This window comes from Rhizobium sp. BK619 (genome assembly GCF_014195245.1).
Lineage (GTDB): Bacteria > Pseudomonadota > Alphaproteobacteria > Rhizobiales > Rhizobiaceae > Rhizobium > Rhizobium acidisoli.
The window spans coordinates 283553-309170 of sequence record NZ_JACIBH010000003.1 but is presented as its reverse complement, the minus strand read 5'-3'; the positions used below and the strand labels follow the sequence as shown (position 1 = coordinate 309170).

At 62.5% G+C, this 25618-nt stretch carries 27 protein-coding genes; 14 read left to right on the top strand and 13 right to left on the bottom strand.

Annotated features, from left to right (window positions below; all coding sequences use genetic code 11):
- The first annotated feature begins 25 nt into the window (after positions 1–25).
- Both FHX14_RS07245 and FHX14_RS07240 read left to right on the top strand, forming a co-directional pair.
- Positions 26–1753, top strand: a complete 1728-nt coding sequence (locus FHX14_RS07245) for a type I secretion system permease/ATPase (RefSeq protein ID WP_210300971.1) — start codon at positions 26–28, stop codon at positions 1751–1753.
- Positions 1754–1770: 17 nt separating this feature from the next.
- A complete protein-coding gene (locus tag FHX14_RS07240; RefSeq protein ID WP_184376697.1) occupies positions 1771–3105 on the top strand; it encodes an HlyD family type I secretion periplasmic adaptor subunit in 1335 nt (444 codons plus the stop codon).
- 10 nt (positions 3106–3115) lie between these two features.
- Here FHX14_RS07240 and FHX14_RS07235 read toward each other — a convergent pair whose 3' ends face one another.
- Complete coding sequence (locus FHX14_RS07235; RefSeq protein ID WP_184376696.1) at positions 3116–4699, bottom strand: peptide chain release factor 3; 1584 nt, start codon at positions 4697–4699, stop codon at positions 3116–3118.
- Positions 4700–4789: 90 nt separating this feature from the next.
- Between FHX14_RS07235 and dut the strand changes: the two genes are divergently transcribed.
- Both dut and FHX14_RS07225 read left to right on the top strand, forming a co-directional pair.
- Positions 4790–5260: a dUTP diphosphatase gene (gene dut / locus FHX14_RS07230; RefSeq protein ID WP_003589054.1), complete on the top strand. Its 471-nt coding sequence runs from the start codon at positions 4790–4792 to the stop codon at positions 5258–5260.
- The gene (locus FHX14_RS07225) at positions 5260–6159 is read left to right on the top strand and encodes a GNAT family N-acetyltransferase (protein WP_003589056.1); all 900 of its coding nucleotides are present in this window, start codon (positions 5260–5262) and stop codon (positions 6157–6159) included. The genes dut and FHX14_RS07225 overlap by 1 nt, the downstream gene beginning before the upstream one ends.
- A gap of 71 nt (positions 6160–6230) precedes the next feature.
- Here the strand turns inward: FHX14_RS07225 and FHX14_RS07220 are convergent, their stop codons facing one another.
- Positions 6231–6695 (bottom strand): Lrp/AsnC family transcriptional regulator, encoded by a 465-nt coding sequence (locus FHX14_RS07220; protein WP_037073992.1) that lies wholly within the window; start codon positions 6693–6695, stop codon positions 6231–6233.
- Between the two features lie 112 nt (positions 6696–6807).
- Between FHX14_RS07220 and FHX14_RS07215 the strand changes: the two genes are divergently transcribed.
- The gene (locus FHX14_RS07215; protein WP_003589059.1) at positions 6808–7710 is read left to right on the top strand and encodes a DMT family transporter; all 903 of its coding nucleotides are present in this window, start codon (positions 6808–6810) and stop codon (positions 7708–7710) included.
- 45 nt (positions 7711–7755) lie between these two features.
- On the opposite strand, the gene FHX14_RS07210 is transcribed toward FHX14_RS07215, so the two are convergent.
- A complete protein-coding gene (locus tag FHX14_RS07210) occupies positions 7756–8274 on the bottom strand; it encodes a DNA starvation/stationary phase protection protein (RefSeq protein WP_003589062.1) in 519 nt (172 codons plus the stop codon).
- Between the two features lie 231 nt (positions 8275–8505).
- Here FHX14_RS07210 and FHX14_RS07205 point away from each other — a divergent pair, with 231 nt between their 5' ends.
- The gene (locus FHX14_RS07205) at positions 8506–9123 is read left to right on the top strand and encodes a LysE family translocator (RefSeq protein WP_003589064.1); all 618 of its coding nucleotides are present in this window, start codon (positions 8506–8508) and stop codon (positions 9121–9123) included.
- Positions 9124–9267: 144 nt separating this feature from the next.
- A complete protein-coding gene (gene cysK / locus FHX14_RS07200) occupies positions 9268–10230 on the top strand; it encodes a cysteine synthase A (protein WP_003589065.1) in 963 nt (320 codons plus the stop codon).
- A 117-nt stretch (positions 10231–10347) separates the two neighbouring features.
- On the opposite strand, the gene FHX14_RS07195 is transcribed toward cysK, so the two are convergent.
- The 6 genes from FHX14_RS07195 to FHX14_RS07170 form a co-directional block, all read right to left on the bottom strand.
- Positions 10348–10812: a hypothetical protein gene (locus tag FHX14_RS07195; protein ID WP_003589067.1), complete on the bottom strand. Its 465-nt coding sequence runs from the start codon at positions 10810–10812 to the stop codon at positions 10348–10350.
- Positions 10813–11203: 391 nt separating this feature from the next.
- Positions 11204–12736 carry a YifB family Mg chelatase-like AAA ATPase gene (locus FHX14_RS07190; protein ID WP_184376695.1) on the bottom strand — a complete coding sequence of 511 codons (1533 nt, stop codon included), beginning with the start codon at positions 12734–12736 and terminating at the stop codon, positions 11204–11206.
- Between the two features lie 177 nt (positions 12737–12913).
- On the bottom strand, positions 12914–13861 hold the full coding sequence (gshB, locus tag FHX14_RS07185; RefSeq protein WP_184376694.1) for a glutathione synthase: 948 nt from the start codon (positions 13859–13861) through the stop codon (positions 12914–12916).
- Positions 13862–13947: 86 nt separating this feature from the next.
- Positions 13948–14970 (bottom strand): ABC transporter permease, encoded by a 1023-nt coding sequence (locus FHX14_RS07180; RefSeq protein ID WP_184376693.1) that lies wholly within the window; start codon positions 14968–14970, stop codon positions 13948–13950.
- Positions 14954–16474 (bottom strand): sugar ABC transporter ATP-binding protein, encoded by a 1521-nt coding sequence (locus FHX14_RS07175; protein WP_184376692.1) that lies wholly within the window; start codon positions 16472–16474, stop codon positions 14954–14956. Before FHX14_RS07175 ends, FHX14_RS07180 begins: the two co-directional genes overlap by 17 nt.
- Positions 16475–16630: 156 nt before the next feature.
- Entirely contained in the window at positions 16631–17614 is a 984-nt protein-coding gene (locus FHX14_RS07170; protein ID WP_054182067.1) for a sugar ABC transporter substrate-binding protein, read from the bottom strand.
- Positions 17615–17946: 332 nt separating this feature from the next.
- Here FHX14_RS07170 and FHX14_RS07165 point away from each other — a divergent pair, with 332 nt between their 5' ends.
- Positions 17947–18957 carry a LacI family DNA-binding transcriptional regulator gene (locus FHX14_RS07165; protein ID WP_179612694.1) on the top strand — a complete coding sequence of 337 codons (1011 nt, stop codon included), beginning with the start codon at positions 17947–17949 and terminating at the stop codon, positions 18955–18957.
- A gap of 20 nt (positions 18958–18977) precedes the next feature.
- On the opposite strand, the gene FHX14_RS07160 is transcribed toward FHX14_RS07165, so the two are convergent.
- The 4 genes from FHX14_RS07160 to FHX14_RS07145 form a co-directional block, all read right to left on the bottom strand.
- On the bottom strand, positions 18978–19481 hold the full coding sequence (locus FHX14_RS07160) for a cupin domain-containing protein (RefSeq protein WP_037073346.1): 504 nt from the start codon (positions 19479–19481) through the stop codon (positions 18978–18980).
- A gap of 118 nt (positions 19482–19599) precedes the next feature.
- On the bottom strand, positions 19600–19968 hold the full coding sequence (locus tag FHX14_RS07155; RefSeq protein ID WP_054182070.1) for a YraN family protein: 369 nt from the start codon (positions 19966–19968) through the stop codon (positions 19600–19602).
- Complete coding sequence (rsmI, locus tag FHX14_RS07150) at positions 19958–20875, bottom strand: 16S rRNA (cytidine(1402)-2'-O)-methyltransferase (RefSeq protein WP_184376691.1); 918 nt, start codon at positions 20873–20875, stop codon at positions 19958–19960. Before rsmI ends, FHX14_RS07155 begins: the two co-directional genes overlap by 11 nt.
- Positions 20872–21030 carry a methyltransferase gene (locus tag FHX14_RS07145; protein ID WP_082366248.1) on the bottom strand — a complete coding sequence of 53 codons (159 nt, stop codon included), beginning with the start codon at positions 21028–21030 and terminating at the stop codon, positions 20872–20874. Before FHX14_RS07145 ends, rsmI begins: the two co-directional genes overlap by 4 nt.
- Positions 21031–21123: 93 nt before the next feature.
- Here FHX14_RS07145 and dnaN point away from each other — a divergent pair, with 93 nt between their 5' ends.
- The 6 genes from dnaN (at position 21124) to FHX14_RS07115 (ending at position 25538) form a co-directional block, all read left to right on the top strand.
- Complete coding sequence (gene dnaN / locus FHX14_RS07140) at positions 21124–22242, top strand: DNA polymerase III subunit beta (protein WP_012559690.1); 1119 nt, start codon at positions 21124–21126, stop codon at positions 22240–22242.
- Between the two features lie 78 nt (positions 22243–22320).
- Positions 22321–23232: a DUF72 domain-containing protein gene (locus FHX14_RS07135; RefSeq protein WP_184376690.1), complete on the top strand. Its 912-nt coding sequence runs from the start codon at positions 22321–22323 to the stop codon at positions 23230–23232.
- Positions 23233–23327: 95 nt separating this feature from the next.
- Positions 23328–23927 (top strand): phospholipid N-methyltransferase PmtA, encoded by a 600-nt coding sequence (pmtA, locus tag FHX14_RS07130; RefSeq protein ID WP_003589079.1) that lies wholly within the window; start codon positions 23328–23330, stop codon positions 23925–23927.
- Positions 23927–24508: a histidine phosphatase family protein gene (locus tag FHX14_RS07125; RefSeq protein WP_054182073.1), complete on the top strand. Its 582-nt coding sequence runs from the start codon at positions 23927–23929 to the stop codon at positions 24506–24508. The genes pmtA and FHX14_RS07125 overlap by 1 nt, the downstream gene beginning before the upstream one ends.
- A 6-nt stretch (positions 24509–24514) precedes the next feature.
- Positions 24515–25222 carry an orotidine-5'-phosphate decarboxylase gene (gene pyrF, locus FHX14_RS07120; protein ID WP_012559687.1) on the top strand — a complete coding sequence of 236 codons (708 nt, stop codon included), beginning with the start codon at positions 24515–24517 and terminating at the stop codon, positions 25220–25222.
- Positions 25223–25250: 28 nt separating this feature from the next.
- The gene (locus FHX14_RS07115; RefSeq protein ID WP_012559686.1) at positions 25251–25538 is read left to right on the top strand and encodes a DUF1330 domain-containing protein; all 288 of its coding nucleotides are present in this window, start codon (positions 25251–25253) and stop codon (positions 25536–25538) included.
- Positions 25539–25618: the final 80 nt, after the last annotated feature.

Below are 25618 nucleotides of genomic sequence, written 5' to 3'. Positions count from 1 at the left end.
GTCATCTCGAATAGCAGAGATATACATGATAAAAACCGACCAGCCGCTGCCTGCTCTGCAGGTGGTGATGAAAGAGGCCAGACGCGCTATCCGGCCGCTCATCTGGTTCAGTGCCGGCATCAACGTGCTGATGCTGACCGGGGCGCTTTATATGCTCCAGGTCTATCACCGCGTGCTGTCCAGCCACAGCTTGGAGACATTGCTGATGCTCTCGCTAATGGCGGCAGCGGCACTCGCGACAATGGCCGGGCTGGAAATGGTGCGCGGGCGTCTCCTGGCCACCGTCGGATCGTGGATGAACGCGCGGCTCGCACCCGTTCTGCTGACTGCCTCGGTCGAATATGCCGCCGCGACACCTGGTCAGGTCAACGCGCGTCCGCTGCGCGACCTCGATCAGGTCAGGAACTTCTTCACCAGCCCAAGCATTTTCCCGATCCTCGACGCGCCTTGGGCGCCGCTGTTTTTCGCCGCCATATTCTTCATGCATCCGTGGCTGGGCTGGTTGGCGCTGGTCGGCGGAACCATGCTGTTTGCGCTGGCGCTGCTCAACGAATGGCTCACACGCAAACCGTTGACCGAGGCTGCAAGCGCACAGTCGCGGGCATATGTCCAGGCCGAGGCGGCGATCCGCAACGCCGAGGTCGTTCAGGCGATGGGCATGCTGAAGCCGCTGTTGGAAGGCTGGAAGGTACAGCAGGACGAGGCCAACAAAGGACAGGTCCTTGCTGCCAATCGCGGCGGCGTCATCGCAGCCATCGCGCGCTGTCATCGGCTGGCCCTGCAGATGGCCATATTGGGCCTCGGGGCCTATCTCGTGCTGCGGAACCAAGCCTCGCCGGGGATCATGATCTCCGCTTCCATCCTGATGGGGCGGGCATTGTCCCCGGTCGAGCAGGCGATCGGCACATGGAAAGCGACGGTCGGGGCGCGTGCCGCCTACCGGCGTCTCGCCGCGGTCGCCGGACAACACCCCGAGGCCGTGCCGGTTCTGGCGCTGCCGCGACCGACCGGCAGGTTCGAGGCCGACAACATCGTGCTCGCCCGACAGGGCCGCGAGCATATCCTGAAAGGCATCAGCTTCCATCTCGAGCCCGGTGAATCCATGGCTTTGATCGGCCAGAGCGCGGCCGGCAAGACCAGCCTGGCGCGTATACTGGCCGGCGCCTGGCGTCCATCCGGGGGCCGCGCGTTGCTTGACGGCATGGACGTTGCCCAATGGGCGGCAGAGGACCGGGGCCATCATGTCGGTTACCTCCCGCAGGACATCGAGCTCTTCGCCGGCACCGTCTCGGAAAACATCTGCCGCTTCGCCAAGCTCAGCCCGGTGGTCTTCGACAAAGTGGTCACGGCCGCGCAGCTGGCGGGCGTTCACGAACTGATCAAAGGACTGCCGAAAGGCTACCTCACTGAGATCGGCGAATCCGGCGCGGTCCTGTCCGGCGGACAGCGCCAGCGCATCGGCCTGGCGCGGGCGCTCTACGGCGACCCGGCCCTCGTCATCCTCGATGAGCCCAATTCCAATCTCGACCGCGAGGGTGAGGAGGCATTGATCGCGGCCCTCGGCACGATCAAGGCGGCGGGCACGACCGTCATCCTGATCGCGCACCGGCCGAACATCATGGAAACGGTGGACAAGATATTGGTTCTCAACCGCGGTCAGCAGGACCTCTTCGGTCCACGCGATTACGTCTTCAATGAACTGGCCGCGCGCCTGCGCAAGGTCACCCAGATGCCGACGATCGTGGCGAAGTGAGAAGAAACGAGACAGACATGAAGGATATGAAGGTCGTTCCGTTACCCGTTTCACCGCCCGCCGCTCCGGTCCCCCTGCGCCTGACCGGCGTGACGATTACCGGCTTCGCGATCATATTCCTGTTCTTCGGCATGGCCGGGGGCTGGGCGACGCTGGCGCCGCTGGACAGCGCCGCCGTGGCCCCTGGTGTCATCAAGGTGGCTGGCGACCGCAAACTCATCCAGCATCTCGAAGGCGGCATCATCGCCGATCTGAACGCAGCCAATGGCGATATCGTCAAGGCGGGCACGGTTCTCATCCGACTCGATGGCACGCAGGCGCGGACGAAGCTCGATCTCGTCCAGAACCGGATCGCAACGCGTGAGGCGCTGGCCGCGCGTCTGCGCGCCGAGCGAGACGACAAGGCCGAGATCGAGTTCGATCCGGCCTTGCTGGCAAACCAGACTAGGTCAGCAAAGGACGCGGTGGCCGCACAGCGCGATGTGTTCGCGGCGAAGCACCACAATCTGCAGGACGAGCGGGAAATTCTCAGCCAGCGCCGGCGTCAGACCCAGGAAGAGATCACCGGCCTGCAGGAGCTGATCATCACCGAGGACAAGCAGATCGAGGTCTTCGAGGATGAAACCAAGGATCTCGAAAGCCTGCTCAAACGCGGGCTGGTCACCCGCGAGCGCGGCCTGCTGCTCACCCGGCAACAGCGGGAAGTCGAAGGTGATCGCGCGACCAATGTCGCGGCCATTGCCCGCGCCAAGAGCGCCATGGCCGAGATCGACATGCAAATCCTCAATCTCAGCACGTTGCGGCTGAACGAGGCTGTGGAAGAGCTGAGCAAGGTCGAGGCTGAGCTGGTCGATCTCAGGCAGGAGGAGCGGTCCGCCAAGGACGTGCTTACCCGCACCGATGTCGTCGCACCGGTGGACGGCATCATCATGGACCTGAAGGTCCACACGGCCGGCGGCGTCATCAAACCCGGCGAAACACTGATGACGGTCGTGCCGCTCGGCCAGCAGCTCGTGGTCGAGGCCATGGTCAGGCCGGAGGATGTCGAGACGATCGCGCCCGGACAACGCGCACGCGTCAGTTTCCCGGCATTTGCCCGCTACAACCTGCCGCCGCTCGATGGCGTCGTCGAGGTCGTGTCGGCCGACCGGATGGTGGAGGAGCGCAGCGGGGCGCCCTATTTCGCCGCGACCGTGCTGATCGACAAGAGCGAACTCACCAAGCTGGAAGGCCGCAAGCTTATGCCCGGAATGTCGAGCGAAACGATGATCCGGACAGGCGCCCGCACCGTGCTTTCCTATCTGGCCGAGCCGATCACCCAGAATTTCCGCCGGGCGCTGCGGGAAAAATAGCGGCGGCCGATCACGCCGCCTTGGCGGCGTGATATTCCTTGATGGCGACCATCTTGATTGCCGGATGGCGTTCGGACTCGTAACGCAGCGAGAAACCGTCCTGGGCGAGGAAGACCGGATCGCCGTCGAGATCGCGGGCGATATCGCCGCGTTTGACGGTGAGGAATTTTTCCAGATCGGCCGGCTGATCGGCCGAAATCCAGCGGCAGACGGAGAAACGCGACATTTCGAAGGAGACCGGCAGGCCGTATTCGGCCATCAGCCGCTCCTTCAGCACGTCGAGCTGCAGCGCGCCGACGACGCCGACGATTGCCGGCGAGCCGTCCTCAGGCGAAAACAGCTGGACGACGCCTTCTTCGGCCATCTGCTGCAGGGCTTCCTTCAGCTTCTTCGCCTTCATCGCATCTTCCAGGCGCACGCGGCGCAGAATTTCGGGCGAGAAATTCGGCACGCCCTGGAAGACGAGGGCTTCGCCTTCGGTCAGCGTATCGCCGATGCGCAGCGTCCCGTGATTGGGAATGCCGACGACATCGCCGGCATAGGCGGTGTCGGCGAGCTGGCGCTGCGAGGCGAAGAAGAATTGCGGCGCCGTCAGGCCGAGCTGCTTGCCGGTGCGGGCAAGCCTCGCCTTCATGCCGCGCTCGAGCTTGCCCGAGCAGATGCGGGCAAAGGCGATGCGGTCGCGGTGATTGGGGTCCATATTGGCCTGGATCTTGAAGACGAAGGCCGTCATCTTGTCGTCGGTCGCATGCACGGTCCTGGTGTCGGCGACCTGGTCGCGCGGCGGCGGCGCGAACTCGCCGAGCGCGTTGATGAGATCGCGCACGCCGAAATTGCGCAGCGCCGAGCCGAAAAAGACCGGCGTCATGTGGCCTTCCAGGAAGGCCTGGCGGTCGAAGGGGCGGCAGGCTTCGATCGCCAGTTCCGTCTCCTCGACGAAGACCTGGCGTTCGTTTTCCGGCAGCCGGCCGGCAACGCTCTGCGGGCCGTTGACCGGCGTTCCCTCGATTTCGGTATCCGAGCCGCGCACCGTGTTGGCGGCAATATTGTAGGAGCCGCAGAAGGTTTTCGAGCGGCCGATCGGCCAGGTGATCGGCGCCGTATCCAGCGCCAGCTTCTCTTCCACCTCGTCGAGGATCTCGAAGGGATCGCGGCTTTCCCTATCCATCTTGTTGATGAAGGTGATGATCGGGATATCGCGCATGCGGCAGACTTCGAAGAGTTTCAGCGTGCGCGGCTCGATGCCCTTGGCGGCATCGATGACCATGACAGCGGCGTCGACGGCCGTCAGCGTGCGATAGGTGTCGTCGGCGAAATCCTCGTGGCCCGGCGTGTCGAGGATGTTGAAGACATTGTCGTTATATTCGAAGGTCATCACCGAAGTGACGACGGAGATGCCGCGCTCGCGCTCGATCTTCATCCAGTCGGAGCGCGTCTGCATGCGATCCTTCTTCGCCTTGACTTCGCCGGCAAGCTGAATGGCGCCGCCGAACAGCAGCAGCTTTTCGGTGAGCGTCGTCTTGCCCGCATCCGGGTGGGCGATAATAGCGAATGTGCGGCGGCGAGAAACCGCCTCGGCGAGACTTTCGGCCATACTGTGAATCCTGTGGAATTGCCGCGTATCTAGCGATTAAAGCCCGGCATTGCAATTGACCTCGGCGTTCGCTGCGCAAAGTAATGGGCCATGACCATTCATCATGATGTGAGACCGACGCTGAACCTCATCCGCCTGGCCAATGGCGAAGGCCTCGACCTGCCCGCCTATGAGAGCAAAGGGGCGGCCGGCATGGACCTGCGCGCCGCCGTCGATGGCGATACCCCGCTGACGCTGCTGCCCGGCAAACGGGCGCTGGTGCCGACCGGCTTCATCTTCGAAATCCCCGAGGGTTTCGAAGGCCAAGTGCGGCCGCGCTCCGGCCTTGCCTTCAAACACGGCATCACCTGCCTAAATTCGCCCGGTACCGTCGACAGCGATTATCGCGGCGAGGTGAAGGTGCTGCTCGCCAATCTCGGCGACGAAGCCTTCGTCGTCGAGCGCGGCATGCGCATCGCCCAGATGGTGATTGCGCCGGTGACCCAGATGCGGGTGGCCGAAAGTGCTGCCGCAAGCGAGACGACGCGCGGCGCCGGCGGCTTCGGTTCCACCGGCGTGTGATGACGAAGCGCCCCGACAGCGCGGGCCTGACCTTCCGGCAGGATTATTTCGGCGACCCGGCCGGCTGGGCGGCCTTGGTGCGCCTGCTCCAGGATATTTTCGGCATCGATATCGGCCCTCTGCAGCAGCTCGGCGGACCCGATCCCACCAGCATGCCGTTCGGCTGGTTCGATGCCGAGGGCGGGCTTGCCGCCAATATCTCGGCCTTTGCCCTGCCCTTCGTCCTCAATGGCCGGATCGTCCATGCCGCCGGGCTGCAATCGGGCGCGGTGCGGCCGCCATGGCGTGGCCACGGGCTCTATCGTGATCTGACGGTGAAGGCGCTCGACTGGTGCGACCGGCAGGGTTTTGAAGCCGTCATCCTCTACACCGACAAGCCGTCGCTCTATGAGCCCCATGGCTTCCGCGCGATACCGCAGCATCGATATCAGGGAGCGGCCCCAGACCCCTCGATTTTTTCAGGACCTGCCCGACTGCTTGCGCCGACCGATGCGGATGATCTTGCCCTGCTGCAATCATTGCTGAACGCGCGAAGCCCGGTTTCGACCTCGCTCTCGGTCGCGGCGGATGCGGCGATGTTTCTCATCAACACGCAGCTCGATCCCGATGTCCGCGTCAGCTTCATTGAAGACCTGCAAGCGGTGATCGCCTGGAAGATGGATGAGGCGGGCCGCTTCGGCCTTCTCGATGTCGTGGCCGCCGAGATCCCGACGCTTGCAGCCATCCTCGGCGGGCTCGACATCGCCTCCGCCGCCGTCGAGGTGTTTTTCCGTCCCGACAAGCTCGACTGGGCTGGCGCTCCGCAGTTGGTGGAAAGCGGCACAGCGCTGATGCTGCGCGGGCTCGGCGACGAGACCCCGCACTTTCCGGCGATGCTGTCGCCGATGGCGGATTTCTAAAGCTCTTTGTTTTGATGCATGTCGTTGGGAATCGCTGCACACTTCCGGGCGACATGCACTCGTTCGCCGCCTTACTTTTTCCGTGACAGCGGCGGCAGGCGGCGTTTGACGGGCGAGGCTTTGATCATCGCGGTGTTGGTCTCCGCCCGCTCGGCGACCCTGTCGAGGAGACCGTCCAGCTCCGCCATCGAGCGGATGACCAGGCGGGCGATGAAACAATCCTCGCCGGTGACCTTGTCGCATTCGACGATTTCGGGGATTTCCTGGATGAGCCGCTCGACGATGTGCAACTGTCCCGGCAGCGGCCGCACACGGACGATCGCCTGCAGCGGGTAGCCGACGGCGGCGGGATCGAGATCGATGGTGAAGGCCTTGATGACGCCGCGCTCCTCCAGCCGCCGCAGGCGCTCGGCCGCACTTGGCGAGGAAAGACCCACCTGCTGCGCCAACTCCTTCAGCGAGATGCGGGCGTTGCCGGCCAGCGCCTCCAGGATGGCCTGGTCGGTTTCGTCGAGCGGTTGCACATCATTAGGCACAGCGTCATCCACTCCTAACATGATTAGGTAATTTAGATTATCTTCCTTCTTATGGTTATATAAAATCGTTCACCTCCGCAATATTCTGATGTCATAGAAAACGGAGGTGATCATGAGTGGCGATATCAAAAGAGGCACGGCGGAGATGACGGCGGCGATGCTGATCTCGGGGACGATCGGCTGGTTCGTCGTGATGTCCGGCCAGCCGGTCAGCGGCGTGGTTTTCTGGCGCTGCCTGTTCGGCGCACTCACCCTGCTCGTCATCTGCGGCGCACTCGGGTTGCTGCGGCCCGGCATCCTCACGTGGCGCACCTTCGGCATTGCCGTCTTCGGCGGCGTCGCCATCGTCTTGAACTGGCTGCTGCTGTTTGCCTCCTACTCGCATGCGACGATCTCGATCGCCACGACCGTATACAACACCCAGCCCTTCATGCTGCTGATGCTCGGCGCGCTGTTTCTCGGCGAAAAGATCACCGCCACTAAGCTGTTCTGGCTGATGCTCGCCTTCGCCGGCATGGTGGCGATCGTCCAGGCGAAACCGGGTGGGAGCGGAAATGCGGTCGACGGCTACGGCCTCGGCATCCTGATGGCGCTGGGCGCGGCCTTCTTCTATGCGCTGGCGGCGCTTGCCGCGAAATGGCTGAAAGGCACGCCGCCACATCTGATCGCGCTGATCCAGGTCGCAACCGGCATGCTGATGCTGGCGCCGATGACCGATTTTTCCCGTCCGCCCACGGATCTCGGGACATGGGCGATCCTCATTACCGTCGGCGTCGTCCATACCGGGCTGATGTATGTGCTGCTCTATGGCGCGATCCAGAGGCTGCCGACGCATCTGACCGGCGCCCTGTCCTTCCTCTATCCGATCGCGGCGATCCTCGTCGACCGGCTGGCCTTCGGCCACGCGCTGCAGCCGATGCAGATCGCCGGCGCCGCAATCATCCTACTTGCCGCCGCCGGCATGAACCTCGGCTGGAGCCCCAGATGGCTGCGGCCGCGGGCACTCCAAGGCTGAGAGCCGGGCGCGCCGCACAGATGACACCACGCCCGGCTGCCGATATTATTTCTGCGGCCGGGTCGTTTCGAACAGGAACCAGGTGCGGCGCTCGGACTCGTCGATCCAGTTCTCGATCAGGCTGGCGGTCGCGACATCATTGTGTTCGTCGCAGAGACCGTGCACCTCGCGCAGCAGCGAAACGAGCTGACCGTTATCTTCGCGCAGTTCCGACAGCATGTCCTCGGGCGTGACGAAATCGGCGTCATTGTCGGCGATGCGCTGCTGGCGGGCGATCTGGCCAATGGAGCGCAGCGTCACGCCGCCGATCTTGCGGGCGCGCTCGGCAATGTCGTCGGTCATCGCGAAGATCTGCTCGGCCTGTTCATCGAGCAGCAGATGATAATCGCGGAAATGCGGGCCGGACATGTGCCAGTGGAAGTTCTTGGTTTTCATATAGAGCGCGAAGACATCGGCAAGCAAAGCGGTCAGCGCCGCCGAAATATCGGTGACGGCGTTGGTCGGCAGGGTGGAAGGCGTCTTGAGCGGCGAGAGCCTGCGGGTTTCGGCTGAGGTCGGGGACATCAATTCTCTCCTTGGTGATAAAAATCTCGACGCCGCCGCCGGCCTTTTCGAGCGCAGAAGGTGCTGACGGTGCGCGTGCAGAAAGAGAACTAGCAAGGCCGGACCGCTTTCCAAGTGGACCGAGGTTCAGCAGACCTATTCCTTATGGTCATGGACCGATCAGCACCGAAGCATTGATGAAGCCGCGACCCGCGCCTATAGAGAGGCTGCCCAATCTCGTGGATATCAAAGATGAGCCTAACCGCCCTGATCGCCTATGCCGGAGCGCTGTTCATCGCCGCGGCCATTCCCGGACCCGGGATTACCGCGATCGTCGCCCGCGCGCTCGGCTCGAATTTCCGCGAGACCTTCTTCATGGGTCTCGGCCTGGTGCTCGGCGACATGACCTATCTCACCGCGGTCATTCTCGGCCTTGCCTTCGTGGCGCAGACCTTCACCGAGGTGTTCATCGCGATCAAGATCGCCGGCGCCCTCTATCTCGGCTATATCGCCTGGAAACTCTGGACGGCGGGACTGCTGCCGCAGGATATCGCGGCGAAGAAATCCAGCAATATCGGCCTGTCCTTCCTCTCCGGCCTGCTGGTGACGCTCGGCAATCCGAAGACCATGCTGTTTTATGTCGCGCTTGCGCCGACGCTGATCGATATCGGCAATATCAGCTTGCGTGACTATGCGATGCTGCTCGCCGTCACCTTCGTGGTGCTGATCGTGGTCCTGGTGCCCTATATGCTGCTAGCCTCCCGGGCTCGGACGATGCTGAAAAGACCGCATGCCTTGAAGGCGCTGAACCGGGTGGCGGCCGGCATCCTGGCCGGCACGGCGGCCTTCATCGCCACGCGGGCGGCCTGAAATAAACATCCGGCAAGAAACGGTTTTCAAAGCTTTTTTTCTCCGCGGCCCGCTCTCCCGATACGAACGCGGTCTGGTCTCTTCAGGCCTTTGACCCTATTCTCCTCCTCGATTTCAGGAACAGGATTTCAAAGGGAGGCACTCATGTCGCACAAGCCCGGCCGCGGCCGCATCTATTCCTCGATCACCGAGACCATCGGCAACACGCCGCTCGTGCGCTTCGACAAGCTGGCGCGGGAAAAGGGCGTGGTGGCCAACCTGATCGGCAAACTCGAATTCTTCAACCCGATCGCTTCCGTCAAGGACCGCATCGGCGTGGCGATGATCGAAGGCCTGGAAGCGCAGGGCAAGATCACGCCCGGGAAGACGGTGCTGATCGAGCCGACCTCCGGCAACACCGGCATCGCGCTTGCCTTTGCCGCCGCCGCCAAAGGCTATCGGCTGATCCTCACCATGCCGGAAACCATGTCGGTCGAGCGCCGCAAGATGCTGGCGCTGCTCGGCGCCGAGCTGGTGCTGACCGAAGGACCGAAGGGCATGAAGGGCGCCATCGCCAAGGCCGAGGAACTGGCAGGGTCGCTTCCCGACGCCATCATTCCGCAGCAGTTCGAAAATCCGGATAATCCCGAGATCCACCGCAAGACCACGGCCGAGGAAATCTGGAACGACACCGAAGGCACGGTCGATATCGTCATCTCAGGCATCGGCACAGGCGGCACAATCACCGGCGTCGGCCAGGTGCTGAAGAGCCGCAAACCCGAGATCCAGATCATCGCCGTCGAGCCCGCCGATTCCCCGATCCTCTCCGGCGGCAATCCCGGCCCGCATAAAATTCAGGGCATCGGCGCCGGCTTCGCTCCAAAAATCCTCGATACCGGCATCTATGACGAGGTCGTCACCGTGACCAATGACGAGGCCTTCGAACAGGCGCGGCTGGTGGCAAGGCTCGAAGGCGTGCCTGTCGGCATCTCCTCGGGTGCGGCGCTGGCCGCCGCGATCAAGGTCGGCAGCCGTCCGGAGAATGCGGGAAAGAACATCGTCGTGATCATTCCGTCCTTTGCGGAGCGTTATCTTTCGACGGCGCTGTTTGAGGGGCTGGGCAGCTAAAGTTAGCTGTGGCCCGCTCTTTCCTCCGGCAATTTCTTGCAAAATATCGGGGCGCCTCGGCGCCCCTTCTTTTGTGCCGTCACCTGCATCCCAATCGAAGTGGGACGAAGTTCTGCGTTAGTTCGTAATAACGAATGTCGATGTTCCACCCGAGCTGGTTGAATCCAAATGTTTGCCGACTTTCGCCATGACCTCCTTCAGCGTCGCGGTCAAACGATTCAACTCCGTGTGCTCTCTCGTTCGCTCCGGAGCATAGCGCGATATGATGTACTCACGCTTTGCTGTCATTGCCTCCAGATGCCGGGCGGTCTTTTTTCTCAGTTGAAGTTTAGCAACAAACGTTGGCTCAGCGAGGTTGTGCATCCGTTTTCGTATTTCCTTTGGAGCAACGCCCTCGTGGCGGAGAAAGGCATTTAGATAGAGTTCAATAGCGTGAATGGCGCACATTCGAGCCGGCGCAATAGATAGCACAACTTGCTTCTGACCACTGCTGAACAGGAGTCTGGAAGCGCGAGAGTAGGCATTTGCCAAGTCTAGAACTTCCAAGGGCTTGGCATTCGAGCCCGGATATTCGTTACTCATAAGCATCCCCGGCAACAGGCTTTCTCATCCGTTACCTCCGATCGACTATGTCGAACGTACCGACATCCTTCTCGAAATTTTTCAGCCGAAGCTAATATTTGTAAAGAGCGACGAAGTGAGGAGAGGCCCTTACCCCTAACGGATAAGCAACACAGAGGGACGCTCAAATCGGCGTCTTAGTCAGCTTCGGCACCACTTGCGGCAGATCAGCCCCGTGCCAACGGCGATCGCAGCCGGCAGCACGCCCGCTATGGCAGCAATCAATCGTCCCGAAGCTTGGGTTCGCCGGCGGCGACGTAATTTCATAATCCGGCAGCGCTCAGTGGGAATGTCGCTGAGTAGCAGCCAGCAGCGCAAGCGCGATCCAAGATATCTGCCGCATCCGCCCTTCTCAGGCCGCCGCCGTCAACCTCTCGCCAGCGATCCTGTAGGAGATCGCCTCGGCAAGATGCAAACGTCCGACCGTCGGTTTGTCGTCGAGATCGGCGAGGGTGCGGGCGACCTTGAGGACGCGGTGGTAGCCGCGGGCGGAGAATTTCATTTTTTCGGCGGCGTCGCGCAAGAGCTGCAGGCCGCCGGCGTCGGGTTCGGCGAGTTTTTCGATCATTGCGGTGGAGCAGCGGGCGTTGGTGCCGATGCCCTTGGCGCCGGCGGCCTCGAAGCGTTGCTGCTGGATTTCGCGGGCGCGGGCGACGCGGCGGGCGACGTCGGCGCTGGTTTCCGCCGCCATCGGCCGGATCAGATCGGCAGCGGAGACGGCGGGCACGTCGATGCGGATATCGATGCGGTCCATCAGTGGGCCGGAGATGCGGGCCTGGTAATCGCTCATGCAGCGCGGACCGCGGGCGCAAGTATGGCCGGGCTCGCCGGCCATGCCGCAGCGGCAGGGGTTCATCGCCGCAATCAGCTGGAATTTCGCCGGATAGGAGACGCGGTGATTGGCGCGGGCGATGACGCATTCGCCGCCTTCGAGCGGCTGGCGCAGCGCATCCAGCGCCTGCGGCGTGAATTCGGGAAACTCGTCGAGGAAGAGCACGCCGTGATGGGCGAGCGAGGCTTCGCCCGGCCGGGCGCGGATGCCGCCGCCGACCAGCGCCGCCATGGTGGCGGAGTGATGCGGGGTGCGGAAAGGCCGGCGGTCGGACAGCTTGCCGCCGGTGAGCTGGCCGGCGATCGAATGGACCATCGAGACTTCAAGCAGCTCGGCGGCTGAGAGCGGTGGCAGGATCGACGGCAGCCTTGCCGCCAGCATCGATTTGCCGGAGCCGGGAGGCCCGACCATCAAGAGGTTGTGGCCGCCGGCGGCCGCGACCTCAAGCGCGCGCTTGGCGCTTTCCTGGCCCTTGATCTCGGCAAGATCCGGCAGGTTGGCGGCATTGGCGCGGATCGACGCCTCCGGCCTGGACAGCACCTGCGTGCCGCGGAAATGATTGGCAAGGGCAATCAGGCTGCGCGGTGCGAGAATATTGACGTCGGCGCCGGCCCAGGCGGCCTCAGAGCCGCTTTCGGCCGGGCAGATCAGCCCCTTGCCGAGCGCATTAGCGCCGATCGCGGCCGGCAGCGCACCTGATATGGCGGCGATCGTGCCATCGAGATTGAGTTCACCGACGACGACATAGTCCGACAGTGCGTCGGCGGGAATGGCGCCGAGTGCGGCCATTAAAGCGAGCGCGATCGGGAGATCGAAATGCGAACCCTCTTTCGGCAAATCGGCCGGCGCCAGATTGACGGTCACCCGCTTGCCCGGCAGCGCCAGGCCGGAGGCGTGAAGGGCGGCCTGCACGCGCTCGCGGCTTTCGGCCACCGCCTTGTCAGGCAGGCCGACGATCTGCATGCCGATCTTGCCGGGCGCGATCATGACCTGGACCTCGACCGGCACCCCTTCGATGCCCTGAAATGCCACCGTACTGACACGCGCGACCATAAACCCATCCCCCTGCCCGCAAACTCTTATACTGCCCGCAACCCTTCAGGGCCAGCGGTTGCAATCTGGCACGGAAGCGGGAATAAAACAAGAACAAGAAAGGAACGTAGTCAGATATAGACTGTGACCGCGGTTGTACCGGTCACAGCAGGTGCGTGGGTTCGCGGAGCCGCAGGCTCAGGCGCGCTTGCGCTCGATCGCATCCCAGAGCAGGCTTGCGATATCGGCGCCGCCGAACTTCTTGACCTCGCGGATGCCTGTCGGCGACGTCACGTTGATCTCGGTCATGTAATCGCCGATCACGTCGATGCCGACGAGCAGGAAGCCGCGGTCTCGCAGCGCCGGGCCGATCCGTTCGCAGATTTCCTTCTCGCGCGGCGTCAGCTCGGTCGCCTCGGCGCGGCCGCCGACATGCATGTTGGATCGGCTGTCATGTTCGGCCGGCACGCGGTTGATGGCGCCGGCGAATTCGCCGTCGACGAGGATGATGCGTTTGTCGCCCTTGCGCACATCTGGCAGATATTGCTGGGCGATGAAGGGCTCGCGGAAGAGCTGGCCGAACATTTCGAGCAGCGAGGAGAGGTTGCGGTCGTCGCGGGTCGAATGGAAGACGCCGGCGCCGCCATTGCCGTAGAGCGGCTTCAGGATGATGTCGCCCATCTCGTCGCGGAAACGGCGGATCTCGGCGGCATCCTTGGTGATCAGCGTCCTCGGCATCAAGTCGGCAAATTCGGTGACGAAGATTTTTTCGGGCGAATTGCGCACCCAGGCCGGATCGTTGACGACGAGGGTCTTTGGATGGATACGCTCGAGCAGATGCGTCGAGGTGATATAGGCCATGTCGAAGGGCGGATCCTGGCGCAGCAGCACGACATCCATGGTGGAGAGATCGACGCGCTCGGGCGCACCAAGCTCGAAGTGATCGCCCTTGACGTCCTTCAGCAGCATCGGCTCGACGCTGGCAAAGAGCTTGCCGTCGCGGAAGCTCAGGCGCTCGGGCGTGTAGTGGAACAGCCGGTAGCCGCGCGCCTGGGCTTCCAGGCTCGTGGCGAAGGTGGAGTCGCCCGCAATATTGATGCCGGCGACATGATCCATCTGGACCGCTACATTGGTGATCTTGGCCATTTCCGTCCCTCGCTGAATGCCGGACAGATGTAGGTCGGCCCGGTATCAAACGCAACGGTCATTCAAAGGCTTCCGGCGCCACCCAATTACCGGGTTTCGAGGATCCGCATCAGCCGGCCGCGATAGCTGTCGAGAATGACGGCGAGCACGATGACGGCGCCGATGACGATCGGCTTGATATTGTCGTCGGCGCCGAGCAGCTGCAATCCGGTCGACAGCACCTGCAGAATACAGGCGCCGACCAGCGTGCCGATGATCGAGCCCTTGCCGCCCGAGAGGCTGGTGCCGCCGATGATGACGGCGGCGATGGCGTTCAGCTCATAACCGATGCCGGCAACCGGGCTGCCGACATTGAGGCGGAGCAGATAGACCATGGCGGCGATGCCGGCGGTCAGCCCTGAGATGGTAAAGACCGCGATCTTGTATTTTTTCGGCTGATGTCCCGAAAGGCGGACAGCCTCTTCATTGGTGCCGATCGCAAAGACGAAGCGGCCGAAGACGGTATAACGCAGCACGAACCAGCCGATCAGGACGACGGCGACGGCAATCAGGAAGATCGACGGGAGTATGCCCCAGAAGATCAGGTTGCCGAAATCGACGAATGGCTGCGGCAGGCCGGTGATCGTCGAATTGTCGCTGACGACGCGCGCCAGGCCGCTGGCGACGTTGAGCATGCCGAGGGTGACGATGAAGGAGGGAAGCTTCCACTTCTCGCAGATCCATCCGTTGACGGCGCCGAGCACCGCGCCCGTGCCCATCGAGGCCAGACAGGCGAGAACAATCGCCTGCCAGGGAGAAAAGGCCGGATTGATCATGATCGTCGCGCCGATCACCGTGCAAAGGGCAAGCAGCGATCCGACGGAAAGATCGATGCCGCCGACCAGGATGACGAAGGTCATGCCCGCGGCAAGCACGGTGTTGATGGCAATCTGCACGAAGATCTTCAGGAAATTCTCAGGCGTCGCGAAATAGGGCGCCGTCGCCGAGAAAAACGCCAGGATCAGGACGAGGGCAATGGCGACGCCCGCCTCCTTCATCGAGATCCGGATAAGCTTGTCCCAGAAGCGCGCCTCTTTCGCCTCGGTCTGTTTTTCAATGCTGGCGGACACGGCTGTACTCCTTGTAGGCGAGCGAAAGGATCCTGCTTTCGTCAAATTGTTCCCGAACGATTTCGCCCGCTATCTTGCCGTCGGAGAAGACGATGATGCGATGGCAGATACCCATCAGCTCCGGCAGGTCCGAAGACACGACCAGGACACCTTTTCCCTCGGCGGCAAATTTCCATAAGAGTTCATAGATCTCGGCCTTGGCGCCGACGTCGATGCCGCGGGTCGGCTCATCGAAGATCAGCACCTTGGGGCCGCGAAACAGCCATTTGGCAATAACGACCTTCTGCTGATTGCCGCCGGAAAAGGTCCTGACCGCCTGATGGATGGAGGGGGTCTTGATTCGCAGCTCGCGCACCAGACGTTGCGAATGATCGTCCTCCGCTCTCCGGTTGATCAGCCCGTTGCGGGAGATCCTGGCGAGATCGGTGATGGTGGCATTCTGGGCGCAGCTCATGTCGAGCATCAGGCCCTGCATCTTGCGGTCTTCGGTCGCCAGGCACAGCCCGGCGGCCACCGCATCCTTCGGCGAATTGATCTCGACCGGCTCGCCGTTCAGGCGGATCTCGCCTGATGCCTTGAGGTCGGCGCCGAAGAGGGCGCGCACCGCCTCGGTGCGGCCGCTGCCGACAAGGCCGGCAATGCCGACGATTTCGCCCTTGGCCACGGAAAAAGACAGTTCCGGGCTGTTGCGCGTCACCTTCAGGCCGGAAACGCCGAGCGCTTCGCCTGATATTGTGCTGTCGCCCTTGAAGATGCCGTGATCGGAAAGCTTGCGCCCGACCATCAGCTCGACGATGTCTGGGATAGCCAATCCTGCCAGTGGACGGGTGATCACGTGCTGGCCGTCGCGCAGCACCGTCACATCGTCACCGACGTCGAAGATCTCCTCGAGCCGGTGCGAGATATAGAGCGTGGTGACGCCGCGGCCCTTCAGCCGCTTCAGAATTTCGAAGAGGCGATCGACCTCCTTGGAGGTCAGGGTCGCCGTCGGTTCGTCGAGAACGAGAAGCTTGCTTTCGTAACACAGCGCCTTGGCGATTTCGACCAGTTGCAGCTGCGCGACACTGAGGCGGCTCGCCAGTGTCGTCGGGGCGACATCGAGGCCGACCTCTTCGAGGAGTTCGGCCGCTCTGGCGTTCATCGCCTTGTAGTTCACCAGGCCGTACCGGCGCGGCAGATGTTCGAAGAGCAGGTTTTCGGCAACCGTCAGGTTGGAGAGGGGATGCAATTCCTGGTGAATGACACGGATGCCGGCCTTGAAGGCCTCAAGCGGCGAGGCCGGATGGTAAGGCTTGCCGTCGAACAGGATATGGCCGTCATCCGGCCTGAAGACGCCGCCGAGCAGATTGATCAGGGTCGACTTTCCGGCGCCGTTTTCGCCAAGGAGAACATGCCCCTTGCCGCGGCCGATCCGCATCGAGACATCCTTGAGCGCCACGACGCCGGGGAAGCGCTTGCCGATCCCTTCCAGTCTCAGGATATCGTCATCTGCTGCGTCTGACACGTCGACCTCATGCACGATTAGGCGATCCTCCACGGAAGGCGCATCGGAGAGGCTCGAAACAAGCCTCCTCCGGAGCAATCAACGCGTCGATCGGTTGGTAGTCGTTGGCGCCGGCAGCAAGCCGGCGCCTCTTTGTCCTGTCGTCGGAAATCCCGATTATTTCAGATCGGCAGAGGTGACGAGCTTGACGTCGGTCTTGACCCAGCCGGTGAATTTTTCGCCGGCAAGTTCCCGCATGCCATAGTCGATGCCCATGACGGCCATCTGCGCGCCGTACTGCTCGACGGTGGCGAGCATCTTGCCATCCTTGATCAGCGGCTGAACCGGCGGGATGTTGTCGAAGCCGACGACCTTGATCTTGCCGGCCTGGCCGGCCGCATCGAGGGCCTTGACGACGCCGAGCGCCATGGAGTCGTTGGCCGCCATCACGCCTTGAATATCCTTATACTTCGTCAGGAAATTCGTCATGACGGTGTTGGCTTCTTCGGTCTCCCAATGGGCGGTCTTGCTGTCGAGAAGCTCGAGCTTGCCCGATTTGACGGAGTCCATGAAGCCTTCCTTGCGCTCCTTGGCATTGTCGGCCTCGGGGTTGCCCTCGAGGATGACCACCTTGGCGCCGGGACCCAGATCCTTGGCAAGCGCATCGCCGGCAAGCTTTGCGCCTTCCTTGTTGTCAGGACCGAAGAAAGCCAGATCGATACCGGCCTTCTTCTTGGCATCGGCATCGAGCGGCACGTCGATATTGATGACCTTGACGCCAGCCTTGACCGCCTTTGCCAGCGGCGTTGCCATTGCCTTTGAATCGGCCGGTGCGACGACGATGATATCGTATTTCTGGGTGACGAAGTTCTCGACGGCGTCGACCTGCGAGGCGAAGTCACGCTCGTCTTTCATGCCGACGGCTTTGAAATCGAACTTGTCCTTGTTCTCGGCCGCATATTTATCGGCGCCGGCCTTCATCTGCTTGAAGAACTCATTCGACAAGGATTTCATGATCAGGCCGACCTTCGGCTTCTCGGCCGCAAAGGCCGGCGATACGCTGCAGGACAGCGCCAGCACAAGAGTGCCGGCGAGGCCGAGCTTCAAGGCCGCACGGCGCGGTGCATTGATCAAGACGGATTCACGCTTAAAATTGGACATTTTTTCCTCCCGAACGGCCCTGGGCTCAGCTCCATCTGAGTTGCCCGCGGCAAATGAACCGTTTCCAACGCCAAATGGGTAACACGCCTCCGAAAATTGTCAAGCGGCCAAAACTGCGCCATAGAGCGAGCCGCATTGCAACGCTTAACGCATATTGACATGCGCACGATGAACCGTTTCCATGTGTTCGGGCTGGCGCTGCTCTGATGTTCCGCCGCCGGAACCGAAACACGGCCCTTTGACTAGGGGCCTGAAGACCATTAGCTGGAAGCCAGGATCAGGCGCCCTCGGGCGTCTTGCGCAGGCGAAGATGAAGGGCATCTATTTCTGTCATGTCAAAGGTCGGGATCAGGGATGTTGCCAAGCTCGCGGGTGTTTCCACCGGCACCGTTTCCAGGGTTTTGAACGATCACCCCTCCGTGACCAAGGACGTGCGGACGCGCGTCGAAGGGATCATCAAGGACTTGGGCTATCTGCCCGACCCGTCGGCAAGAAGCATGCGCAGCAAGGTCAGCCGCCTGATCGGCATCGTCATCCCGGATCTGACCAATCCGTTCTTCTCCGAACTCGTGCAATCGGCGGAACAGGCGGCGGCCAATCACGGCTATAATATCATCGTCATGACCTCGCTCGATCATGCGGCCAAGGAAGCCGATCGGATCAAGCAGCTGACGAGCCGGAAGGTCGACGGCATCATTCTCGTTCCCAGCAATGATTTCCATACGATCAAGCTGCCGAAAGGATTGCCGATCGTCGTCGTCGACCGTCTGATGCCCGGATATTCCGGCATTGCCGCCGATCACCGCAATGGCGTTCGCCTGGGTGTCGAGCATCTTCTGAAACTCGGCCATCGCCGCATCGGTTTCATCTCAGGGCCCGGACACTCCGTCCCCGCCAATGACCGCCTCAGAGGTTATCTCGACGCTATGGAGCAGGCGGACGGCGGCGCGACAATGGCCGGACCGCCGCTGATCGCCGAGGCGGCTTTCGACTATGAGAGCGGCCGTTCGGCAGGAAATTATCTTCTGGCCCGGGCGCGCAACGAGCGGCCGACGGCGATCTTTGCCAGCTCGGACCAGCAGGCGATCGGCTGCATGCGCGCAGCCCATGATCTGGGGATTCCGATCCCGGCAGCCCTTTCCATCGTCGGCTTCGACGGGATCCCGCTCGCCAGCATGACGACGCCGCGCCTGACGACGGTGAAGCAGCCGATCCAGGACGTCGCCGCCGCCGCGGTCGCCGTTCTGCTAAACAAGCAGACCGCGCCCGAACTCGACGATCCGATCCTGTTTGCCTGCGAGGTTTTAGAGGGGGAAACGACCGCCCCGCCTCAGCCGGATTAACACATAACCGGCTGCGCTGTTCAGGCGGCGATGCCCTGATTGCCGCTGTTGCGCAGCATGTTGCGGAGGCGATAGGCGATCGCCAAGGGCTTGGGGAAGGGCTTGCGCAGGAAGGCAACCTTGCGGACGTAATTGTCGACCCGCCAGCTCGCCCAGGTGCCGCCAGCGAAAAAGGCGACATCGCCGGCTGAGAGCGTGCGTTCGGTGCCGTCCTCGGCGGTGATATGAACCTCGCCTTCGAGGATCATCACGGTCTCGTCCCAGCCGAAATACCAGCGGAATTCACCTGATGTGCAATCCCAGATCGCCGTCAGCGAGGCCTCGTCGTGACCGCGCGAATGTTCTGCGGTGCGGGCCTGCGGATTGCCGCTGACGATCCAGTCTGGATTGATCGGCGTCGACTTCAGCGGCAAGAGATCGCTCGCATGCGCGACGAAGGATTTCCCGGCCGGCTTCACCACGGCATAAGGCACCGAGCGCGCAGCCATGGCGACCGCACTTGCAAGCATCAGCTTCCAGGCCATGAAACAACCCCCAATTACTATCCCTACCGCGATTTGAGGTAGCAGACAGTCGTAAGGACCTGGTTCACGCGGGGACTAAAAGTTTAACGATTGGGAAAGTGTTCAGTTGAAAGAGAGGTCAGAAGGCATCGGGAAAATGCCGCGGCAGCCGGCCCGGCATGACCGCGACAATATCGTAACGTTGGGAAAGCTGGGCCTGGTCCGCCTGGCGGGCGAGCCAGAGATCGCTTGCCGCCCGTATGCGCTTTTGCGCGATGACGGAGACGGCATCGACGGCCGCGGCCTCACCATGGCGGGCCTTGACCTCGACGAAGACGGCGAGATCGCCTTTGCGGGCAATAATGTCGATCTCGCCGAGCCGGGTGCGGTGGCGCAGCGCCAGGATGCGATAACCCTTCAGCATCAGAAAGACGGCGGCGACATATTCCGACATCAGGCCCCGGCGCAGCGCCTTCCTTTTCAGGGCGGTGCGATCGTTATCGGCCATCGGCTCCCTTCAGCTCCAGCAGGCGCTGGTAGAGTACCTTGCGCGGCAGGCCGGTGAGGCGGGCCGCCTCGGTCGCGGCCTTGGCCGTCGGCATGGTCTTTGAGAGATCGGCCAGCACCGCTTCGACATCGGCCTCGGGCGTTTCCACAGGCTCCGGCGGGCCGACGACGAGGACGATCTCGCCCTTGACGTTTTCCACCTGCTGATAGTGTGCGGAAAGCTCGCCAAGCGTGCCGCGGCGGAACTCCTCATAGGTCTTGGTCAGCTCGCGGCAGACGGAGGCGGGCCGCGCAGTGCCCAGCACATCGGCGGCGGCAAGCAGCGTGGCGCCGATGCGATGCGGCGATTCAAAGAAGATCAGCGTCGCCGGGGCTGCGGCGAGTTCACCCAGACGATCGCGGCGGGCCTTGTCCTTGACCGGCAGGAAGCCGGCGAAGAGGAAGGCATCGTTCGGCAGGCCGGAGCCGACAAGGGCTGCGAGCGGCGCCGAGGCGCCGGGAATGGGGATGACGCGGTAACCTGCCGCAATCGCCTGCTGCGCCAGCCGATAGCCGGGATCGGAGACCAGCGGCGTGCCGGCATCGGAGACCAGCGCCACCGAGCGGCCGGCCTCCAGCGCCTGCAACAATCGCGGGCCGGCCTCGTCGGCATTGTATTCGTGATAGGCGAAGGGGCGGTTCTGGATGCCGTAGCGGTCGAGCAGCACGCGGGTGACGCGCGTATCCTCACAGGCGAGCACATCGGCGCCGGCGAGCGTTTCCAGCGCCCGCAGTGTGATATCGCCGAGATTGCCGATCGGAGTGGCGACCAGATAAAGCGCCGGCTCCAGCGGCCGCGCCGGCACCGCCATATTGTGCAGGCGGAAGCTTCGCCGGGTGGCGGCCTGCTCTGTCGTTTCCTCATTCATGCCATTTGCTTTCGTCCCGCCGTCATCGCGCCTTTATGGGCGAGCGGCAAGGGTTCGGCAAGGGTTCGGATTTCTGTGAGAATTGCTCTGGAAAACCGCAAATGCAGGCGTTCGGCCCTGCATGCCTCTTGCAATCCGATGCTGAAGTCTGCCATTTTGCCCGTCCACTCCCCCGGTCTCAGGCCGGGAAAGCATTCTTCGGGTGCTCGATGCGCCCGGACAGTCACGGTCGAAAGCGGTAGCATTCCATGCGTATTACTATTGAGCGGTCAAACCTGTTGAAATCGCTGAACCACGTGCACCGCGTGGTCGAACGTCGCAACACGATCCCGATCCTGTCCAACGTATTGCTCAAGGCCGACGGCCAGAACCTCGACATGAAGGCGACCGACCTCGACCTCGAAATCACCGAGGCGACGCCGGCAAGCGTCGAACAATCAGGCGCCACCACCGTTCCGGCCCACCTTCTCTACGATATCGTGCGCAAGCTTCCCGACGGCTCGGAAGTGCTGCTCGCCACCAGCAGCGATGGCGGCTCGATGACCGTGCAGTCCGGCCGCTCGAAATTCTCGCTGCAGTGCCTGCCGGAATCCGATTTCCCGGATCTGACTGCCGGCACCTTCACGCATTCCTTCAAGCTGAAGGCGACCGATCTGAAGATGCTGATCGACCGCACGCAGTTTGCGATCTCGACCGAGGAGACGCGCTATTATCTCAACGGCATCTTTTTCCACACGATCGAGAGCAAGGGCGAGCTGAAGCTCCGGGCAGTCGCCACCGACGGCCATCGGCTGGCGCGCGCCGATGTCGATGCACCCTCCGGCTCCGAAGGCATGCCCGGCATCATCATTCCGCGCAAGACGGTCGGCGAGTTGCAGAAGCTGGTCGACAATCCGGAGGTGACGGTGACCGTCGAGGTTTCCGACGCCAAGATCCGGCTGACGATCGGCTCGATCGTCATGACCTCGAAACTGATCGACGGCACCTTCCCGGATTACCAGCGGGTCATCCCCACCGGCAACGACAAGGAAATGCGCGTCGATTGCACGACCTTCGCCCAGGCCGTCGACCGCGTCTCCACAATTTCCTCCGAACGCGGCCGTGCCGTGAAGTTGGCGCTGTCCGAGGGACAGCTGATGCTGACCGTCAACAATCCGGATTCCGGCAGCGCCACGGAAGAAGTCGCCGTCGGCTACGACACGGATGCGATGGAAATCGGCTTCAATGCCAAATACCTGCTCGACATCACCGCGCAGCTTTCCGGCGAGGAAGCGATCTTCCTGCTTGCCGATGCCGGTTCGCCGACGCTGATCCGCGACACGGCCGGCGACGATGCGCTTTACGTGCTGATGCCGATGCGCGTCTGACGGGAACGAAGGCCATCCGTCTCCGTTTTTCCTCCTGTTAAGTGGAGGGTTGCTCCTCCTGTGAAAACGGAGGATCCGATGATGAAAAAGGCGGGAACGGTGCGCATCGGCGTATCCGGCTGGACCTATGCGCCCTGGCGCGGGCAGTTCTATCCCGAAGACCTGCCGCAGAAGCAGGAGCTTTCCTACGCCGCCCGGCATTTCCCGTCGATCGAGATCAACGGCACCTTCTACAGCCTGCAGCGTTCCGAAAGCTTCGGCCGCTGGCGCGACGAAACGCCCGACGATTTCGTCTTCGCGGTCAAGGGACCGCGCTTCATCACCCATATGCTGCGGCTGCGCGAGATCGAGACGGCCCTCGCCAATTTCTTCGCTTCCGGCCTCTTGCGGCTCGGGCCCAAGCTTGGGCCGATCCTCTGGCAATTCCCGCCGAACATGGCTTTCGATGCCGATCTTTTCGAGAATTTCCTGGCGCTGCTGCCGCAGGACCGCGATGCTGCAACAGCACTCGCCAAGCGGCATGACGGGCATGTCAAGGGACGGGCCTGGCTTCAAAGCGACGGCGATCAGCCGATCCGCCACGCGCTGGAAATCCGCCACGACAGTTTCCGCTCGCCTGACTTCATCGAGATGCTCCGGCGACATAATGTCGCTCTCGTCTCAGCCGACACAGTGGAATGGCCATTGCTGATGGATATCACCGCCGATTTCATCTATTGCCGCCTGCATGGTTCCGAACAACTCTATGTCAGCGGCTATGAGGACGAGGCTCTCGATCTATGGGCCGAACGCATCCGCGCCTGGGCAACCGGCGGTGAACCGAAAAATGCGACGCGGGTGCTGGCGCCGCTCGCAGCGTCCGACAAGGGCCGCGACGTCTATCTCTATTTCGACAATACCGACAAGAAGCTGCGCGCGCCTATCGACGCCGATCATCTTTGCCAAAGGCTTGCTGATCTCATGCCGCGTTCGGCGCCGGAAGCCGCATGAGCTGTTGATGCCGGTATCCTCGTTGCGAAAATCCTTGTCCCGACAGCGACAAGCGGCATATTAAGACAGTCGATCAACATGCGGATGGGTGGAGAATGCGCTTAAGGGTCAAGGTCAAGGAACAGCTCGGGAAGAGATTCGATGAAGAAATCCGTTTCTTCCGGGGCATGATGCAGGGGCCGAAGACGGTCGGCTCGATCGTGCCGACCTCCTCGATCACCGCCAAACGCATGGCAAGCGTCATCGACATGCATTCCGGGCTACCGGTGCTCGAGCTCGGGCCTGGCACCGGCGCGATCACTAAAGCCATTCTTGGCCGCGGCGTGAAGCCGGACAATCTGGTCGCGATCGAATATTCGACGGATTTCCACCAGCATCTGCTGCGCGCCTATCCCGGCGTGCACTTCATCAACGGCGATGCCTTCGATCTCAAGACCACGCTTGGCACCTTCGGCGACCAGACGTTCGATTGCGTCATTTCCTGCATTCCGCTGCTGAATTTTCCGATGGCGATGCGCGTCTCGCTGCTCGAAAGCCTGCTCGACCGCCTGCCGGCCGGCCGGCCGGTGGTGCAGATCTCCTATGGCGCGATCTCGCCGATCGCCGCCAATCCCGACCGCTACCATATTCAGCATTTCGACTTCGTCATGCGCAACATTCCGCCGGCGCAGCTCTGGATCTATAGGCGCGGCTGATGTTCGGACTCTATATCACCCATCCGCAAGTCAAGATCGATGCCGACGTGCCGGTGCCGAAATGGGGGCTTTCCGATGTCGGCGCGGCGCGTGCGCGAAAAGCGGCCGAGAGTGGCTGGGCGCGGCAATTGCGGCGCATCATCTCCAGCGACGAGACAAAGGCGATCGAAACGGCCGAAATTCTGGCGGAAGCCTCCGGCACGAAGATCGAGATCGTCCACGGCATGCACGAGAACGACCGTTCGGCCACCGGCTTCCTGCCGCCGCCGCAATTCGAAGAAGCGGCCAACTGGTTCTTCGCCCATCCGGAAGAAAGCTTCAAAGGCTGGGAGCGCGCCGCCGACGCGCAAGCCCGTATCGTCGAGGCGGTGAAGACCGTTCTTGCCACGCATGATGCGGCAGCCCCGATCGCCTTCGTCGGCCATGGCGGCGTCGGCACGCTGCTCAAATGCCATCTCGCCGGCAGGCCGATCGCCCGTGACCGCGACCAGCCGGCCGGCGGCGGCAATCTCTATGCTTTCGGCCTTGCGGATCAGGCCCTGACATGCGACTGGACACCCATCGAAGACTGGCGGGGGTGACTTGAAATGGACGCACGCGAGCGGCTGATCGTCGGCCTGGATGTTCCAACGATCGGCGAGGCGGAAAAACTGGTTTCCACGCTCGGCGACGACATTCTCTTCTATAAGATCGGCTATCAGCTGGTCTTTGCCGGCGGCCTCGAATTCGCCCGCGATCTCGCCGCAAGCGGCAAGAAGATCTTTCTCGACATGAAGCTGCTCGACATCGACAACACCGTTGCCTCGGGCGTCGAGAACATCGCCAAGATGGGCATGTCGATGCTGACGCTGCATGCCTATCCCAAGGCGATGAAGGCGGCTGTCGAGGCGGCGGCCGGCTCTGGCCTCTGCCTGCTCGGCGTCACCGTGCTGACCTCGATGGATGCCGAGGACCTTGCGGACGCCGGCTACAGCCAGGATCCGCACAGCCTGGTGCTGCGCCGCGCCGGACAGGCGCGCGCCGCCGGCATGGGCGGCATCGTCTGCTCGGCAGCCGAGGCGGCCGAAGTGCGCGAGATCGTCGGACCCGACATGGCGATCGTCACCCCCGGCATTCGACCGACGGGCAGCGACCATGGCGACCAGAAGCGGGTGATGACGCCGTTCGACGCGCTGAAGGCGGGGGCGACGCATCTCGTCGTTGCCCGGCCGATCGTCAAGGCGCCCGATCCGAGAGATGCCGCCCGCGCCGTGCTCAACGAAATGGTAGGCGCCCTCTGGCCGGCAAACCGCTGACCGAAACCAAGACAAAAGGGAGAAGACCATGGCCAAGGGATACTGGATCGCCCGCGTCGACGTTCGCGATGCCGAGCGCTACAAGGATTATGTGGCGGCGGCCAAGCCCGCCTTCGAAAAATACGGCGCGAATTTCCTCGCGCGCGGCGGCGCCTTCACCGAACTCGAGGGAAGGCCGCGCGCCCGCAACGTGGTGATCGAATTCCCCTCGATGCAGCATGCCGTCGACTGCTACAATTCGCCGGAATACCAGATCGCCGCCAAAATCCGCCAGGAAGTGGCGGATGCGGAAATGGTCGTCGTCGAAGGCGTCTAGAGCGCCGTGCGTCCTTTCGGAAGCACAAAGGACGCTCTTCAAGCATCGTGCTTTAGGCCGGTTCGCATCCGCAAAACTCG